This window comes from Caldimonas tepidiphila (assembly GCF_003569765.1).
Classification (GTDB): Bacteria; Pseudomonadota; Gammaproteobacteria; order Burkholderiales; family Burkholderiaceae_C; genus Caldimonas; species Caldimonas tepidiphila.
Map to the genome: position 1 here is coordinate 21,908 of NZ_KZ983963.1, position 14,040 is coordinate 35,947.

12 protein-coding genes are annotated in these 14,040 nt (G+C 73.6%); 4 read left to right on the forward strand and 8 right to left on the reverse strand.

From position 1 onward, the window contains the following. The first annotated feature begins 15 nt into the window (after positions 1–15). The 3 genes from D3A59_RS02615 to D3A59_RS02625 all read left to right on the forward strand — a co-directional run bounded on the left by D3A59_RS02615 (position 16) and on the right by D3A59_RS02625 (position 1,879). Entirely contained in the window at positions 16–444 is a 429-nt protein-coding gene (locus D3A59_RS02615; RefSeq protein WP_119153379.1) for a DUF6691 family protein, read from the forward strand. Next, on the forward strand, positions 441–1,076 hold the full coding sequence (locus D3A59_RS02620) for a DUF599 domain-containing protein (protein ID WP_119153380.1): 636 nt from the start codon (positions 441–443) through the stop codon (positions 1,074–1,076). Before D3A59_RS02615 ends, D3A59_RS02620 begins: the two co-directional genes overlap by 4 nt. 140 nt (positions 1,077–1,216) lie before the next feature. Next, positions 1,217–1,879 (forward strand): alpha/beta hydrolase, encoded by a 663-nt coding sequence (locus D3A59_RS02625; RefSeq protein WP_119153381.1) that lies wholly within the window; start codon positions 1,217–1,219, stop codon positions 1,877–1,879. A 34-nt stretch (positions 1,880–1,913) separates the two neighbouring features. On the opposite strand, the gene D3A59_RS02630 is transcribed toward D3A59_RS02625, so the two are convergent. The 7 genes from D3A59_RS02630 to D3A59_RS02660 form a co-directional block, all read right to left on the reverse strand. Beyond that, positions 1,914–2,186 carry a DUF4242 domain-containing protein gene (locus D3A59_RS02630; RefSeq protein WP_119153382.1) on the reverse strand — a complete coding sequence of 91 codons (273 nt, stop codon included), beginning with the start codon at positions 2,184–2,186 and terminating at the stop codon, positions 1,914–1,916. A 118-nt stretch (positions 2,187–2,304) separates the two neighbouring features. Further along, positions 2,305–2,673 carry a translation initiation factor Sui1 gene (locus D3A59_RS02635; protein WP_119153383.1) on the reverse strand — a complete coding sequence of 123 codons (369 nt, stop codon included), beginning with the start codon at positions 2,671–2,673 and terminating at the stop codon, positions 2,305–2,307. Further along, a complete protein-coding gene (locus D3A59_RS02640; RefSeq protein WP_119153384.1) occupies positions 2,670–5,189 on the reverse strand; it encodes an EAL domain-containing protein in 2,520 nt (839 codons plus the stop codon). Before D3A59_RS02640 ends, D3A59_RS02635 begins: the two co-directional genes overlap by 4 nt. Further along, positions 5,186–6,250, reverse strand: a complete 1,065-nt coding sequence (locus D3A59_RS02645) for an ABC transporter substrate-binding protein (protein ID WP_205665085.1) — start codon at positions 6,248–6,250, stop codon at positions 5,186–5,188. Before D3A59_RS02645 ends, D3A59_RS02640 begins: the two co-directional genes overlap by 4 nt. 259 nt (positions 6,251–6,509) lie before the next feature. Continuing rightward, positions 6,510–6,839 carry a hypothetical protein gene (locus D3A59_RS02650; protein WP_157991369.1) on the reverse strand — a complete coding sequence of 110 codons (330 nt, stop codon included), beginning with the start codon at positions 6,837–6,839 and terminating at the stop codon, positions 6,510–6,512. 106 nt (positions 6,840–6,945) lie between these two features. Then, positions 6,946–8,325 (reverse strand): DUF2254 domain-containing protein, encoded by a 1,380-nt coding sequence (locus tag D3A59_RS02655; RefSeq protein ID WP_119153386.1) that lies wholly within the window; start codon positions 8,323–8,325, stop codon positions 6,946–6,948. A 231-nt stretch (positions 8,326–8,556) separates the two neighbouring features. Continuing rightward, the gene (locus D3A59_RS02660; protein ID WP_157991370.1) at positions 8,557–9,069 is read right to left on the reverse strand and encodes a response regulator; all 513 of its coding nucleotides are present in this window, start codon (positions 9,067–9,069) and stop codon (positions 8,557–8,559) included. A gap of 169 nt (positions 9,070–9,238) precedes the next feature. Between D3A59_RS02660 and D3A59_RS02665 the strand changes: the two genes are divergently transcribed. After that, a complete protein-coding gene (locus D3A59_RS02665) occupies positions 9,239–13,387 on the forward strand; it encodes a CheR family methyltransferase (protein WP_119153388.1) in 4,149 nt (1,382 codons plus the stop codon). A 310-nt stretch (positions 13,388–13,697) separates the two neighbouring features. Here the strand turns inward: D3A59_RS02665 and D3A59_RS02670 are convergent, their stop codons facing one another. After that, positions 13,698–13,907: a hypothetical protein gene (locus D3A59_RS02670; protein ID WP_119153389.1), complete on the reverse strand. Its 210-nt coding sequence runs from the start codon at positions 13,905–13,907 to the stop codon at positions 13,698–13,700. Positions 13,908–14,040 lie beyond the last annotated feature (133 nt).

The window sequence follows — 14,040 nt, forward strand, 5'->3', positions numbered from 1 at the left end:
CAAGGAGAGACCGCGATGCTGCTGCTCACCTCGTTTCTCTCGGGCCTGGTCTTCGGCCTCGGGCTGCTGCTGTCGGGCATGGCGAACCCCGCCAAGGTGCTCGGCTTCCTCGACCTCGCCGGCGCCTGGGACCCCTCGCTCGCCTTCGTGATGGCCGGGGCCGTCGGTGTCGGGCTCGTCGCCTTCGCGCTGGCGCGCCGGCGCACCCGCTCGCTGCTCGGCGCCGCGATGAGGCTGCCCGACGCGCGCCGCATCGACCGGCGCCTCGTGGGCGGCAGCCTGCTGTTCGGCATCGGCTGGGGCCTCGCCGGCTTCTGCCCGGGCCCGGGGCTGGTGGCGCTGGGCATGGGGGTGCCCGGCGCCGCGGTCTTCGTGCTCGCGATGCTCGCCGGCATGGCGCTGCACGAACTGCTGGAGCGCCGCGGCGCGGCGGCGGCGCGATGAGCGAGGCCCTCACCTGGGGCGCCTCGCTCGCCACCATCGCGATCCTGCTGGCCTACGAGGTCGGGCTGCTGCTGGTGCAGCGGCGCAGCCCCGACCGCGTCGCCCGTACCGCGCACGCGCGCATGCGCACCGAGTGGTTCGATGCGCTGTCCAGGCAGCCGGGCAGCGAGCTGCTGGCGGTGCAGACGCTGCGCAACTCGGTGATGTCGGCGTCGATGATCGCCTCCACCGCGGCGATCGGGCTGATGGGCACCGTCACGCTGGTCGCGCCGCTGCTGGCCGAGGCCTGGGCCGAGGCCGGCGTGCCGGGCACCCGCTTCACTCCGCGGCTGGTGCTGGAGCTGCTGCTGATGGTGCAGCTGTTCGCGTCGCTGGCGTGCGCGGCGACCTCGGTGCGCTGCTTCACGCACGCGGGCTTCATCTGCTCGATGCCGGTGAACTCGGCCGAGCGGCAGCGCTGGAACCGGGTCGGCGCGGTCTACATGAAGCGCGCCGGCATGCTCTACAGCTGGAGCCTGCGCCACCTCTTCATGGTTGCGCCGGTCGTGGTCGCGCTCGTCCATCCCGGCTGGGGGCCGCTGGCGGCGCTGGCGGTGCTGGCGGTGCTGCGCTGGTTCGACCGCTTCGGCTGAAGGCGCGCCGGCTGCGGCCCCGCGGCGCGGCGGGGAATCCGCGGCGCTACGGCAGCGCGGGCGGGGAAGGACGCAGAATCGTCGCATCCGCCCGGCCGGCATCCCCGGCGAGCGGGCCCGCAACCCACAGGACCTTCCGCATGAGCCTCGAAGCGATCGAAATCGAAACCGGCGCCGACCCGCGCGCCAGCCTCATCGTGCTGCACGGGCTGGGCGCGAGCGGCGACGACTTCGTGCCGATCGCGCGCGAGCTGGACCTCTCGGGCGTCGGCCCGGTGCGCTACGTGTTCCCGCACGCACCGGTGCGCCCGGTGACGATCAACGGCGGCTACGCGATGCCGGCCTGGTACGACATCGTCAGCAGCGACCTCGCGCGCCGCGAGGACGAGGCCGGGCTGCGCGAGTCGCAGGCGCTGGTCGAGGCGCTGATCGCCCGGGAGCGAGCGCGCGGCGTCGAGGCATCGCGCATCGTGCTGGCCGGCTTCTCGCAGGGCTGCGCGATGACGCTGCAGGCGGGGCTGCGCCAGGAGCAGCGCCTCGCGGGCCTGGTGGGCCTGTCGGGCTACCTGCCGCTCGCCGCCAGGCTGGAAGCCGAGCGCCACCCGGGCAACCACGACGTGCCGATCTTCCTCGCGCACGGCACGCAGGACGGCGTGGTGCCCATCTCGCGCGCGCGGCTGTCGCGCGACGCGCTGCAGGCGCTCGGCTACCAGGTGGAGTGGCACGAGTACCCGATCGCCCACACCGTCTCGATGGACGAGCTCCGCGACCTCGAGCGCTGGCTGCAGCGCGTGCTGGCCTGAGGGCCGCGGCAGCGCGCCGGGCGCCGCCCTCCGCTCAGGACGACTGCGGCGGCAGGTCCATCGCCTCCTTGATGCCGGTGAAGGGCAGCTGGGCCGCCTCGTTCACCGCCCTGACCGTGTCGGCGCTGCCGGCCTCGAACAGGCACATGCAGCGCGACTCGCCGGACACGAAGATGCTGCGCATGTAGCGCACGTCCCGGCCCTCGGCGTTGAACTCGCGCACCTTCTCGATCGCCGCCTTCTGCGCGGCCGCCAGTTCCCCGATCGAGATCCCCGGCAAGTCGCGCTCGACCATGTAGACAGCCATGACTGACCTCCTGTGACGGGTTGAAGCCCCATCGGCGCTTGTACGTCCGCGCCTGCGCGGCGTCAATCGCATGGAAGCGGTGGCGGGCGGGTCTTCCGCCGGGGGGAGCGGCCGGCGGCTAGCCCCCGGCGCGCTTGACCTTCCAGCCCTCGGCGGCGAGCAGCGCTATCACCCGCTCGACGTGCTCGCCCTGGACCTCGATCGTGCCGTCCTTGACGGTGCCGCCCGAGCCGCAGGCGGTCTTCAGGCGCTTGCCGAGCTCGACGAGCTCCGCGGCGGCCAGCGGCACGCCGCGCACCACCGTCACCCCCTTGCCCCGGCGGCCCGAGGTCTCGCGGGACACGCGCACGATGCCGTCGCCCCGGGGCGCCGCCTGCTGCGCGGCGCAGGCGCACTCGCGCAGCGGACGGCGGCAGCCGGGGCACATCCGGCCGCCTTCGGTGGAATAGACGAGGCCGCCCCCGGCGGATCTGCTGCTGCGATTCATGATGGCGCCGATTCTCGCTCGCCGCCGGCCGGGACGGCGGCCCGCACCGGCGCGAACAGTGGCCGGGGCAGGCCGACGCCGTAGCCCTGCGCGTAGTCGATGCCGAGTTCGCGCAGCGACTCGATCAGCTCGCCGCTCTCGGCGTACTCGGCCACGGTCTTGATGCCCATCACCTGGCCGATGCGGCTGATCGTCTCGATCATCGCTCGGTCGAGCCCGTCGCGCTCCATGTTGCGCACGAAGCTGCCGTCGATCTTCAGGTAGTCGACGGTGAGGCTGCGCAGGTGGGCGAAGGCGTTGGTGCCGGTGCCGACGTCGTCGAGCGCGAACAGGATGCCCAGCTCCCGGCAGGCGCGGACGAACTCCCCGACCCGGCGCGGCTGGCCGACCGCCGCGCTCTCGCTGATCTCGAAGCAGATCGAGCGCGGCGGCAGGGCGTGGGCCTCGAACTGCTCGCGCACGAAGCCGGCCAGGCCTTCCCCCTCCAGCGAGGTCGCCGAGAGGTTGATCGCGCAGGTCAGCGGGCCGCCGCCGCGCTCGGCGGCGAGCGCGCGGTAGCCCGCGAACACGCGGCGGATCACCCAGCGGTCGATCGCCGGCATCAGGCGGTAGCGCTCGGCGGCCGGGATGAAGCTCGCGGGCGGGACCAGCGCGCCGTCCTCGTCCACCATCCTCAGCAGCACCTCGATGTGGTGGCCGCCCGCGTGCGGCGCGGCGCCGAGCGCGAGGTAGTCCTGGAAATGGAGCTCGAAGCGCTCGTCCTGCAGCGCCGACTGGATGCGCGCGGCCCAGCCCGACTCGCGGCGGCGCGCCGCGGCGTCGCCGTCGCCCGGGTGGTAGACGCAGCAGCGGTTGCGCCCCTGCTCCTTGGCCCAGTAGCAGGCGGTATCGGCCCTGGCGAGGATCTCGGCGCTGCTGCTGTCGCCGTCGAGCGCCGCGAGGCCGATGCTCAGGCCGACCGAGAACAGCCGCGACGCGTGCTCGAAGCGGTAGTCGGCGACCGCCGCGAGCAGCTCGGCCGCGATGCGCTGCGCGCGCTCGACCGAGCAGCCCTCGAGCAGCAGCGCGAACTCGTCGCCGCCGAGCCGCGCCAGCGTGTCCGACTCGCGCACGCGGGACTTCATCAGCGCCGCGACGTCGCGCAGCAGCTCGTCGCCGGCGGCGTGGCCGCAGGCGTCGTTGACCAGCTTGAAGCGGTCGAGGTCCATGAAGCACACCACGTGCTGGCGCCCCGTGCCGCGCGCGCTCGCGAGCGCCGCCTCCACCCGCTCGCCGAAGCGGCGGCGGTTCGGCAGCCCGGTCAGCGCGTCGTGCGCCGCCTCCCAGACGCGGCGCTGCACGAGGCTGCGCTCGGCGCTGACGTCGCGCAGCGTCAGCACGTGGCCCGAGAGCCGGCCGCGGCGGTCGCGCATCGGCGCCGCGAGGTGGTCCACCGCGACGCGCACGCCGTCGTGCCGCAGCAGGTCCGCCGCCCCCTCGTCCGCCCCGGGGTCGTGCCCCGCCGGGTCGAGCGGGTCGGCGACGGGCTCCCCGGTGCGGGCGTCGACGAGCGTCAGCAGCTCCGCCACCGGCCGGCCGAGCGCGGCCTCGAGCGGGCAGCCGAGCAGCTGCTCGGCCGCCGGGTTCAGGTACTGCACGCGGCCGGCGGCGTCGGTGGTGAGCACCGCGTCGCCGATCGAGCGCAGCGTCACCTCGGCGCGCTCCTTCTGCGCGTCGAGCGCGTCCGACACCCGGCGCAGCTCCTCCAGCGCCGCCTCGAGCTCGGTCTTGCTCACCGAGGTCGCCTGCAGCTCGTCGATCAGCCCGTTGAACGCGGCGCCGAGCCGTCCCGGCTCGTCGTCGGTGCCGGCCGGCGCCCGGTGTCCCACCTGCCAGGGCCCCTGCCGCAGGGTCTCGATCGTGCCGATCAGCGCGTCGAGCGGGTTCGTGACGAAGCGCCGCAGCGCCAGGTGCAGCAGCAGCAGCCCGAGCGCAAGCACCGGCAGCGCCACGCCCAGCACCGACCCCAGCATCGAGCGGATGCCCGCGGCCACCTGCGCGGCGGGGTAGCCGATCACGATGCTGCCGGCATGCTCGCCCTGCGGCGTGCTCGCGGGCGTGACCGCGTGGTGCCAGGGCTCGCCGCCGCGCAGGGCGGTGACGGTCTGCTCGGTGCCCGACGCGATCGCCCGCAGCAGCGCGGGATCGGCGATCGAGCGTTCGCCCTCGGGGTCGTTGTGGAAGATCACCCGGCCGTCCCGGGCCGCCACCAGCGCGATGCCGATGCCGGGATGGGCCTCGACCACCTCGCGGCACTGCTCCTCGAAACCCAGCAGGTCCTCGAGGCGGATGCCGAAGTGCAGCAGGCGCTCGAGCTGCAACTCGAGGCTCTGGCCGATCGCGAGCGAGCGCGACTTCAGCGCCTTGGCCTGCTCGCGCGCGGACAGCGCGGCGCTGGTGGCGATGACGGCGGCCATCGCCAGCAGCATCACCGCGGTCGCGATGACGAGGACCTTGCCGCGCAGGCCGAGCTTCACGAGTCCCACTCGAAGCCGCGGATCACCTCGGCCGACAGCAGCAGCCCGCTCCTGAGCCGCAGGCCGAGCCGCTCGGCGCGCGCCAGGCTGATCGCCGCGTGCCCCCGCTTGGTCGGCAGCATCGGGAAGGAGCCGGGGCTCCTGCCCTCGAGCAGGATGGCGCGCGCGATGCGGCCCGCGGCGAGGCCCTGCTCGTGCTCGGACACCGTGAACGCGGCGAGCGTGCCGAAATGCACGCGATCCACCCAGTACGCGAAGTCCGGCAGCCGGCTGTGCTCGGCGGTCCAGCGCAGCACCTGCTGGTAGGGCACGTTCGCGCCCTGGCTGTCGCGGAAGTTGAAGATGCCGACGAGCGCGATCGCGTCGGCCCGCTCCGGGTAGTCGAGCACGCGGCGCTGGTAGTCCTCGAAGCTCGTGATCGTGTCCCAGGCGGAGAAGCCGACGCCGGGCAGCTGCGCCAGCCCCTCCTGCATGCGCCGCTTCACCGGCTCCCAGTGCGGCGAGTCGTCGAACACCGCGGCGATGCGCCGCACGCCGGGCACCATCGCCTGGATCAGCCGCACCGACTCGACGAAGTGCTCGTGCTCCAGCACGCCGGCGATGTTGCGCCGGCCCGCGATGCCGTGGCTGGCGGGGTCGCGGTTGACGCCGCTGAAGACGAAGGGCAGGTCCTGGCCCGCATAGTGGCGGGTGAGGTACTGCTGGGCCTCGTCGTCGCTCGTGTAGACGAGATCGGGCTGCCACGATCCGATCAGCGCGCGGGCCTCCTCGCCCCGGCGCTCCAGGTCCCGGGCCGCGCTGCGGCGCTTGGCATCCATCTGCAGCACCCGGTACTCGGCCGGCACGTCCCGCATCGCCTCCTGGAAGCCGCGCAGCTGCCCGTCGGTCCAGCGCCAGGGCGAGTGGTGGCTCATCACGTGCAGGATCCGCCAGGGCCGCCGGCCGGCCGCCGCGTCGCGGGACCCGGCGTGCACCGCCGCGGCGCCGCCGAGCGCGCAGCCCGCGGCGAGCGCCGCGAGGACGCGGTGGACCCGGCGGCGGGATTGCTGGGAGGGATTCATGACTGCTGCGGCCTTCTTCTGATTCGTGTTCTCGGGCGCCGGAGCCCGTGCCCCGCTCCCGGCCGTCCCTGTTCCTGCCGGCCTGTCGGGCGTGCGTGCGTGCGGGAGCGGACTGCCGATGGTATTCGGCAGCCCCGGGTGGAATCTTGAGGGGAGAGGAGGGGGGCCGGCCCCCGGATCATCCCGGGGGCGGCCCGCGGCGCCGGGCCGCCGGACGGGGGGCGGCCGGTCCGCCGGGGTGGCGCGTGCGCGCCGGCGGCTAGCGGCGCTCGTCGCCGCCGCCCGGGCCCATCTGGCCGCCGCGGCTGCGCTCCTGGTTCATGCTGCGCTCGGCGCTGCCGACGCCGCCCTCGGTGTTCGTGCGGCCGTCGGTGCTGGCCATGCCGCCGCGCTCGGGGACGTCCATCGCGTCGGTGCTGCGCTCGCCGAGCTGCGTGCCGCCGGTCTGGGCCGGGCGGGTGCCGCCCTGGATCTCCTTCTCGGGGTCCTTGTCGCTGCGGTCCCTCCCGCCGTTCTGCGCCGCGTTGCCGCGGTTCGCGTCGCTGTCCATCCTGTCGCGGGGTCCGGTTGCCGGGTTCTGGTCTGCCATGTCGTGGTCTCCTGTGCTGGGGCGTGCGGCGGGCCGCACACCGACTGCGGGGCAACCCGGATGCCCGCGCCGGCCCTGTCGCCGCGCAACCCCGGGCCGCGCCGCCTCACTCCTGCACGGCGCGGGCTTCCGGGCCCGTCCGGCCGACGGTCCTCAGCCGGCGGCGCAGCGCCTGCTCGAGCTTGCGCTCGGCTCCGGCGAAGGCCTCCTCGATGTCGGTGCGGTCGCCCGGCTCCTGCGCCTCCCGCAGCCCGGCCGCGGCGATGAGCCGGGCGTGGTGCCGCAGCGACTCGCGCTGCTCGGGCAGGCGCACGTGCTCGGCGATGCGGGCCAGCGCCTCCAGCAGCCGGATCACGATGGCGGGCTGCCTGGCGGCGGCCTGGCGGATCTGGTGCAGCGCCGCGTCGAGGATGTCGGCGTGGCTGCTGCGCCTGCACACGAGGCGCACCTCGCCCGCCGCGTCGCGGTAGACGCAGGGCGCCAGCTCCTTGCCCATCAGCCGCGACAGCGCGCCGCGCAGCCGGTCGATCACCATCAGCGCGGTGTTCGCGTCGTTGATGCCGGGCGACAGCGCGCGCAGCGCGATGTCGATCAGGTGCCGGATCGAGAACTCCAGGTCCTGCGTCGGCGTGCGCTGGCGGCCGATCAGGATCCGGTCCTGCACGGCGTCGCCGAAGGCGCGGTCGACTGCCTCGCCGGGATGGACGGCGCCGAGCCAGCCGTGCCGGCACATGAACTCGCCCGGCTTGAAGTCCAGGCGCAGCAGCACCCCGTGCCGCGCGGCGAGCGCGGCCAGCGCCTCGTAGTCGACCGCCTGGACATAACCCTCGTCGCGCGAGGCGAGGATGACCGAGCGCGCCTCGAAGTCGTGCGGCAGCCGCGCGTCCTCCGCGTCCTCGCGCCGCCGCCCCGGCTCCAGCGGGCGCAGTTGCGCGATGCTGTCCTCCAGCTCGCCCGCGACGCGGCGCGCCACCTCGTCCGCGACGATCGAGCGCGCCACGACGTGCAGGAACAGCAGCAGCGCGAGCACGCAGGTCAGCCCGAGCAGCAGCCCGAGCGTCACGGTCACGTGCGGCACCTCGGCCGCGGGCATGTCCTTCTGCACCGCGCGCAGCCCGAGCAGGCAGTACACGATCGTCATCGTGAACAGGCCGAGCGCGACCTTGGTGCGGAGGTCGGACATGTAGATGCGCACCATGCGCGAGCCGAACTGGTTGGCGGCGAGCGACAGCGTCACGACGGTGATCGAGAACACCACGCTCGACATCGTGATGATCGCGGCGACCAGCGTCGACAGCAGGTTGCGCGCGTCGTCGCCGCTGCCGCTGTACAGCCACCAGGTCCGCAGCGCCGCCTGGTCGGGCGCGACGCGGTCGATCCAGCCCGCCCCCTGGTGCAGCAGGATCGTCAGCGGCAGCATCGCCAGCGGGACCACCCACAGGCCGGTGCGCAGCTTTTCCCACCAGACGAAGGCTCGGTTGTTCATGTCGCGTGAAGGAAAGGAGCGTGCGGGACCGTTCGGCCGGCCTCGCGGCGCGCACGGGTCGGGTCTGCCTGTCTCGGCAACCGGCAACCGGCAACCGGCAACCGGGATGCCGCCTGCGTTCCTGTTACGTTTCGGCGTCCCCGGCGCCTGGCGCGGCGGCGCTGCCGCGCCAGGCGCCCGTCTCCCGGGCCGTCCTCGGGACGGCCGTTTCTCGTCCGCGCCGCGGCGGGCTCAGGGGACGCTGCGCAGTGGCCGGCGCGGGGCGGCGTTCCCCGCCTCGTCCTGCCACTGCGCCAGCAACTCGCACAGCCGCTCGAAGTGCAGCGGCTTGGCCATGAAGTGGTCGCAGCCGGCCTGCATCACCTGGGCCTGGATGTCGCTGCCCTGCTCGGCCGTCAGCGCGATCATCAGCAGCGAGCGGGGCGAGCCCGGCTCGCTGCGCAGGCGCCGCGCCAGCTCGATCCCGCCCATGCCGGGCAGGCCAAGGTCGAGGATCACGCCCTCGGGCTGGAAGCGCTCGAGGGCCTCGAGCGCCTCCTCGGCGTCCAGCGCGAAGCGCGCCTCGTGGCCCGCCATGCCGAGCAGCGTGGCGAGCAGGCGGGCGGCCTCGGGCGCGTCCTCGACGACGAGGATGCGCATCCCGCCGGCCCGCCGTCGCGAGTCCGCCGGCTCCGCGGCACGGAGCCGGCCGCGCTGGGGGTGGAGCTCGAAGGACTGCCGGGCACAGGAGGTGGGGGTGCTCATACGGGCTCGTCTCGGTCGGTGAAGGGAGCTGTGATGGAAGAGGCAAACCGTGTGCCGCTCCGGTTTGCGCACGCCGATGCGGCGCCGCCTCCCCGGCGGCGGTGCCCCGTTTCCCGGGCGCGGCCCGGGGCGGGCGACGCGGTGCGCCCGCTTGCCTAGAATCAAGCGCATGACCCAGGATCCCGCCCTGCCCGACACGGGAGCGCTGACGCCGAGTTCGCTGGACTTCCCCGTGGTGGGCCTCGGCGCGTCGGCGGGGGGCCTGCCCGCGCTGCTGCGCTTCTTCAAGCAGATGCCCGGCGACAGCGGCATGGCCTTCGTCGTGATCCTGCACCTGTCGCCCTCGCACGCCAGCGAGGCGCATGCGGTGCTGCAGCGCGTGACGAACATGAAGACGGTGCAGGTCCACGAGCCCTGCGTCATCGAGCGCGACCACATCTACGTCATCCCGCCGTCCAGGCACCTGTCGCTCAACGACAGCTACCTGCGCGTGACCGAGATGGACCGCCCGCGCCACCGCCACATCGCCGTCGACCTGTTCTTCCGCGCGCTCGCGCAGGTGCACCGCGAGCGCGCCTTCGGCATCGTGCTGTCGGGAACCGGCTCGGACGGCGCGGTGGGCATCGCGCGCGTCAAGGAACTGGGCGGCGTGACCTTCGCGCAGGACCCCGGCGACGCCGAGTTCGAAGGCATGCCGCGCGCGGCCGTCGCCACCGGCGTGATCGACTGGGTGCTGCCGGTGGACGAGATGCCGCGCAAGCTGCTCGAGATCCGGGCCAACGCGCGCCTCATCGAGCTGCCGCCGCTCGCCGACGAGGAGGAGTCGGCGGCGCTCGCGTCCGCGCGGCCCGCCTCGCAGGAGGCCGAGACGGCGCTGCGCGAGATCATGGCGCTGCTGCGGCTGCGCACCGGGCACGACTTCCGGCACTACAAGCGCGCCACGCTGCTGCGCCGGCTCGAGCGGCGGCTGCAGGTGCACGCGCTGCCGAGCCTGCCCGCCTACCGCGCGCTGCTGCAGGAGCAACCCGCCGAGGCGCAGGCGCTGCTCAAGGACCTGCTGATCGGCGTCACCAACTTCTTCCGCGATCCCGAGGCCTTCGATGCGCTCGGGCGCGAGGCGGCGCCGAGGCTGTTCGGCCCGCAGCGCGGCGCCGAGCCGGTGCGCGCCTGGGTGGCCGGCTGCTCCAGCGGCGAGGAGGCCTACTCGGTGGCGATGCTGCTGCTGGAGCAGGCCGGGGCGACGCGCGGGACGCCGGAGATCCAGGTCTTCGCCACCGACATCGACGAGGCCGCCATCGCCGCCGCACGCACCGGGCTCTACCCGGAGTCGATCGCCGCGGACGTCGCGCCCGTGCGGCTGCGCCAGTTCTTCGCCAAGGACGGCAACCACTACCGCATCCGCAAGGAAGTGCGCGAGAGGATCCTGTTCGCCTCGCACAACCTGCTGCGCGATCCGCCCTTCTCGAAGCTCGACCTGGTCTGCTGCCGCAACCTGCTGATCTACCTCGACCGCGAGGTGCAGCCGCAGATCCTCGAGATGTTCCACTTCGCGCTGCGTCCGGGCGGGCTGCTGTTCCTCGGCAGCTCCGAGTCCGCCGACGCCGTGCCGCAACTCTTCTCGGTGGTCGACAAGAAGAACCGCATCTACCGTGCCAACGCGGTGGCGCAAGCGACCCGCTACCACAGCACGGTGCCGCTGGAGGTCTTCGACGGGCACGTGGCCGGCCCGCGCGAGCCGGTGGCCGAGCGCCGCCGCGTCAGCTACGCCGAGCTGCACCAGCGGCTCGCCGAGCAGCACGCGCCGCCGAGCGTGCTGGTGGACGCCGAGGCCCACATCGTGCACCTGTCGGAGCAGGCCGGCCGCTTCCTGCGCCACACGGGCGGCGCGCCCTCGCACCACCTGCCGGCGCTGGTGCGGCCGGAGCTGCGGCTGGAGTTGCGCACGGCGCTGTTCCAGGCCCTGCAGTCCGGCCGCAGCGTCGAGGCGCGGCGCGTGCGGCTCGAGAGCGAGGAGCGCATCAGCTACGTCAACATGACGGTGCGGCCGGTGCAGGAGCCGACGCTCGACGCCACGCTGGCGCTGGTGCTGTTCGACGAGGTCGAGGAGACGATGGGCGCGGCGCCGCCCTCCGGCGGGCCGGGCGAGGCGCGCGACCCGCTCGTGCTGCAGCTCGAGGCGGAGCTCAAGCGCGTGAAGCAGCAGCTCCAGGACACGATCGAGCAGTACGAGACCTCCACGGAGGAGCTCAAGGCGTCCAACGAGGAGCTGCAGGCGATCAACGAGGAGCTGCGCTCCACCACCGAGGAGCTGGAGACGAGCAAGGAGGAGCTGCAGTCGATCAACGAGGAGCTCATCACCGTCAACCACGAGCTCAAGAGCAAGGTCGAGGAGACGGGCAAGGTCAACGACGACCTGCAGAACCTGATCGCCTCCACCGACATCGCCACGGTCTTCGTCGATCGAGCGATGTCCATCAAGCGCTACACGCCGCGCGCCACCGAGATCTTCAGCCTCATCCCGGGCGACATCGGGCGCTCGCTGCTCGACATCCGCCACCGCCTCGACTACGAGCTGCTCGCCGAGGACGCCGCCGAGGCCTTCCAGTCGCTGCGCCTGATCGAGCGCGAGGTGACGGGTGCCGACGGACGCTGGTACCTCGCGCGCATGCTGCCCTACCGCACCACCGAGGACCGCATCGACGGCGCGGTGCTGACCTTCGTCGACATCACCGGGCGCCGCAGCGCCGAGCAGCGGCTGCGCCGCGGCGAGGCGCTGCTGCGGCTCGTGGCCGAGAGCACCAAGGACTACGCCATCCTCACGCTCGACCTCGACGGCCGCATCACGACCTGGAACCGCGGCGCCGAGCGGCTCTTCGGCTACACCGAGGCGGAGGCGCTGGGCCAGCATTCGGCGCTGCTGTTCCCGCCCGAGGATCGCGAGAACGGCGCGGTCGAGGAGGAGCTGCGGCGCGCGCGCGAGGACGGCCGCGCCGAGGACGAGCGCTGGCACCAGCGCCGCGACGGCCGGCGCGTGTTCTGCAGCGGCGTGACCACGCCGCTCTTCTTCGACGGCGGGCTCCAGGGCTACGCGAAGATCGCGCGCGACGTCACCGGCACCAAGCGCATGGAGAGCGAGCGCGAGGCGCAACTCGCGCAGGAGGCGGCGCGCCGGGCCGAGGCGCAGGCGGCCAGCGAGCTGAAGGACGAGTTCCTCGCCGTCCTGTCGCACGAGCTGAAGAACCCGCTGAACCTGATCCAGATGAACGCCGAGCTGCTGATGCGCCTGCCCGCGGCGCGCGCGGTGCAGGCGGTGACGGCGGCGGCGGAGACGATCCGCGCCACCGTGCACAGCCAGGCGCAGATCATCGACGACCTGCTCGACCTGTCGCGGCTGAACACCGGCAAGCTCGCGCTGCGGCCGGCCGCGGTGGAGCTCGGCGCCACGGTGCGCCGCATCGTCGACGCGATGGCGCAGGACGCGGCGCGCAAGTCGATCGGGCTGCACCTCGAGGCGCAGGCGGAGCCGATCATGCTGCGGGCCGACCCGGTGCGCGTGGAGCAGATCGTCTGGAACCTGCTGAGCAACGCCTTCAAGTTCACGCCGCGCGGCGGGGGCGTCACGGTGCGCATCGGCACCGAGGACGGCTTCGGCCGCATCGAGGTGAGCGACACCGGCCGCGGCATCGATCCGGCCTTCCTGCCGAGGCTGTTCGACATGTTCCAGCAGGCCCAGGAGCGCAGCACGCGGCGCGAGGGCGGGCTCGGCATCGGGCTGGCGCTGGTGCGGCAGCTCGCCGAGCTGCACGGCGGCCGCATCGAGGCCGCGTCGGAGGGGCCGGGCAAGGGCGCGTGCTTCATGGTGCGGCTGCCGCTGCAGGCCGGGCAGGACGCGGCGCGCGAGCCGCTGTCCGAGGCCGAGGAGCGGCCCTTCGAGGGCCTGCGCATGATGGTGGTCGACGACGAGCCGCAGGCGGCGCAGGTGCTGCGCCAGCTGCTCGAGCTCGAGGGCGTGGACGTGACGGTGGCGAGCTCGGCGCAGCAGGCGCTCGAGGCCTGCGCCCGGGTCGGGTTCGACGTGGTCCTCTGCGACATCGCGATGCCGGGGGCGGACGCCCATGCCTTCGTGCAGGCGCTGCGCGCGCTGCCCCGGCACGGGGCGACCCGCCTCGTGGCGGTGACAGGCTTCGACCGGCCGGTCGACCGCCTGCACGCTCAGGACGCCGGCTTCGACGCCCAGCTCGGCAAGCCGCTCACGCTCGAGCGGCTGCTGCGGGTGCTCGGCGAGCTGAAGGTGGCGAGAACCGACGGGCCCGGCTGAAGCGGCGCCGGAAGAGGGAGGGGCGGCGCTGACCCCCGCCGCCGGCCGGGGACACGCATCCAGGGGGAACGCGCTGCAAATGCGTGTAGCAAGCAGCCACCTCTGTTACCCTTTGCCGTGACTCCTGTGCCTGCGTGACCCCAGGGCCGCCGACAGGCTTCGAGGTCGCTCCGTTGCAGCCCCGCGCTGCGCTTCATCCTGTCCTTGTCGCGGCATCGCCGTATCAGGGGAGACGGCGGAGCGACCTTTTCTTCTTCCTGCTTTCTTCTTGCCTGGAAACACTGCGGCCCGCGGGAAATCCCGCCCGGCCTCAGCCCTTGGCGTGGCGCTGGCGGATGCCCCGCCCGATCGGGCTGTCCGGGGCGACGAGCAGTTGCGAGCCGCAGGCCGCGCAGCGCTGCCGACCCGGGCTGCGATGCGAGCCGTTGCCGTGGTGGCCGCACGCGGCGCACACCATCCTCTGCCGCCCCCCCAGTGTCCTGAAGAGGCCCCCGGCGATGACGCTCAGCATGCTGTCCATGTGACTCCTCCGTAAAGCTTCTGGGGGAAGGGCAGGATAGCCACCCGCGCCGCAGGGCTGGGAGCCCGTGGGTGGGTGGAATGCCGTGCCCGGCCTTCCCGCACGTCCCCATCATAGGGCGGCCCGCCGGCGC

What these genes read in the sequence shown, in the direction of transcription:
- D3A59_RS02615 (WP_119153379.1), top strand. Translation starts at nt 16, where the DNA reads ATGCTGCTGCTCACCTCGTTTCTCTCGGGCCTGGTCTTCGGCCTCGGG.
- D3A59_RS02620 (WP_119153380.1), top strand. Translation starts at nt 441, where the DNA reads ATGAGCGAGGCCCTCACCTGGGGCGCCTCGCTCGCCACCATCGCGATC.
- D3A59_RS02625 (WP_119153381.1), top strand. Translation starts at nt 1,217, where the DNA reads ATGAGCCTCGAAGCGATCGAAATCGAAACCGGCGCCGACCCGCGCGCC.
- D3A59_RS02630 (WP_119153382.1), bottom strand. Translation starts at nt 2,186, where the DNA reads ATGGCTGTCTACATGGTCGAGCGCGACTTGCCGGGGATCTCGATCGGG.
- D3A59_RS02635 (WP_119153383.1), bottom strand. Translation starts at nt 2,673, where the DNA reads ATGAATCGCAGCAGCAGATCCGCCGGGGGCGGCCTCGTCTATTCCACC.
- D3A59_RS02645 (WP_205665085.1), bottom strand. Translation starts at nt 6,250, where the DNA reads ATGAATCCCTCCCAGCAATCCCGCCGCCGGGTCCACCGCGTCCTCGCG.
- D3A59_RS02650 (WP_157991369.1), bottom strand. Translation starts at nt 6,839, where the DNA reads ATGGCAGACCAGAACCCGGCAACCGGACCCCGCGACAGGATGGACAGC.
- D3A59_RS02655 (WP_119153386.1), bottom strand. Translation starts at nt 8,325, where the DNA reads ATGAACAACCGAGCCTTCGTCTGGTGGGAAAAGCTGCGCACCGGCCTG.
- D3A59_RS02660 (WP_157991370.1), bottom strand. Translation starts at nt 9,069, where the DNA reads ATGAGCACCCCCACCTCCTGTGCCCGGCAGTCCTTCGAGCTCCACCCC.
- D3A59_RS02665 (WP_119153388.1), top strand. Translation starts at nt 9,239, where the DNA reads ATGACCCAGGATCCCGCCCTGCCCGACACGGGAGCGCTGACGCCGAGT.
- D3A59_RS02670 (WP_119153389.1), bottom strand. Translation starts at nt 13,907, where the DNA reads ATGGACAGCATGCTGAGCGTCATCGCCGGGGGCCTCTTCAGGACACTG.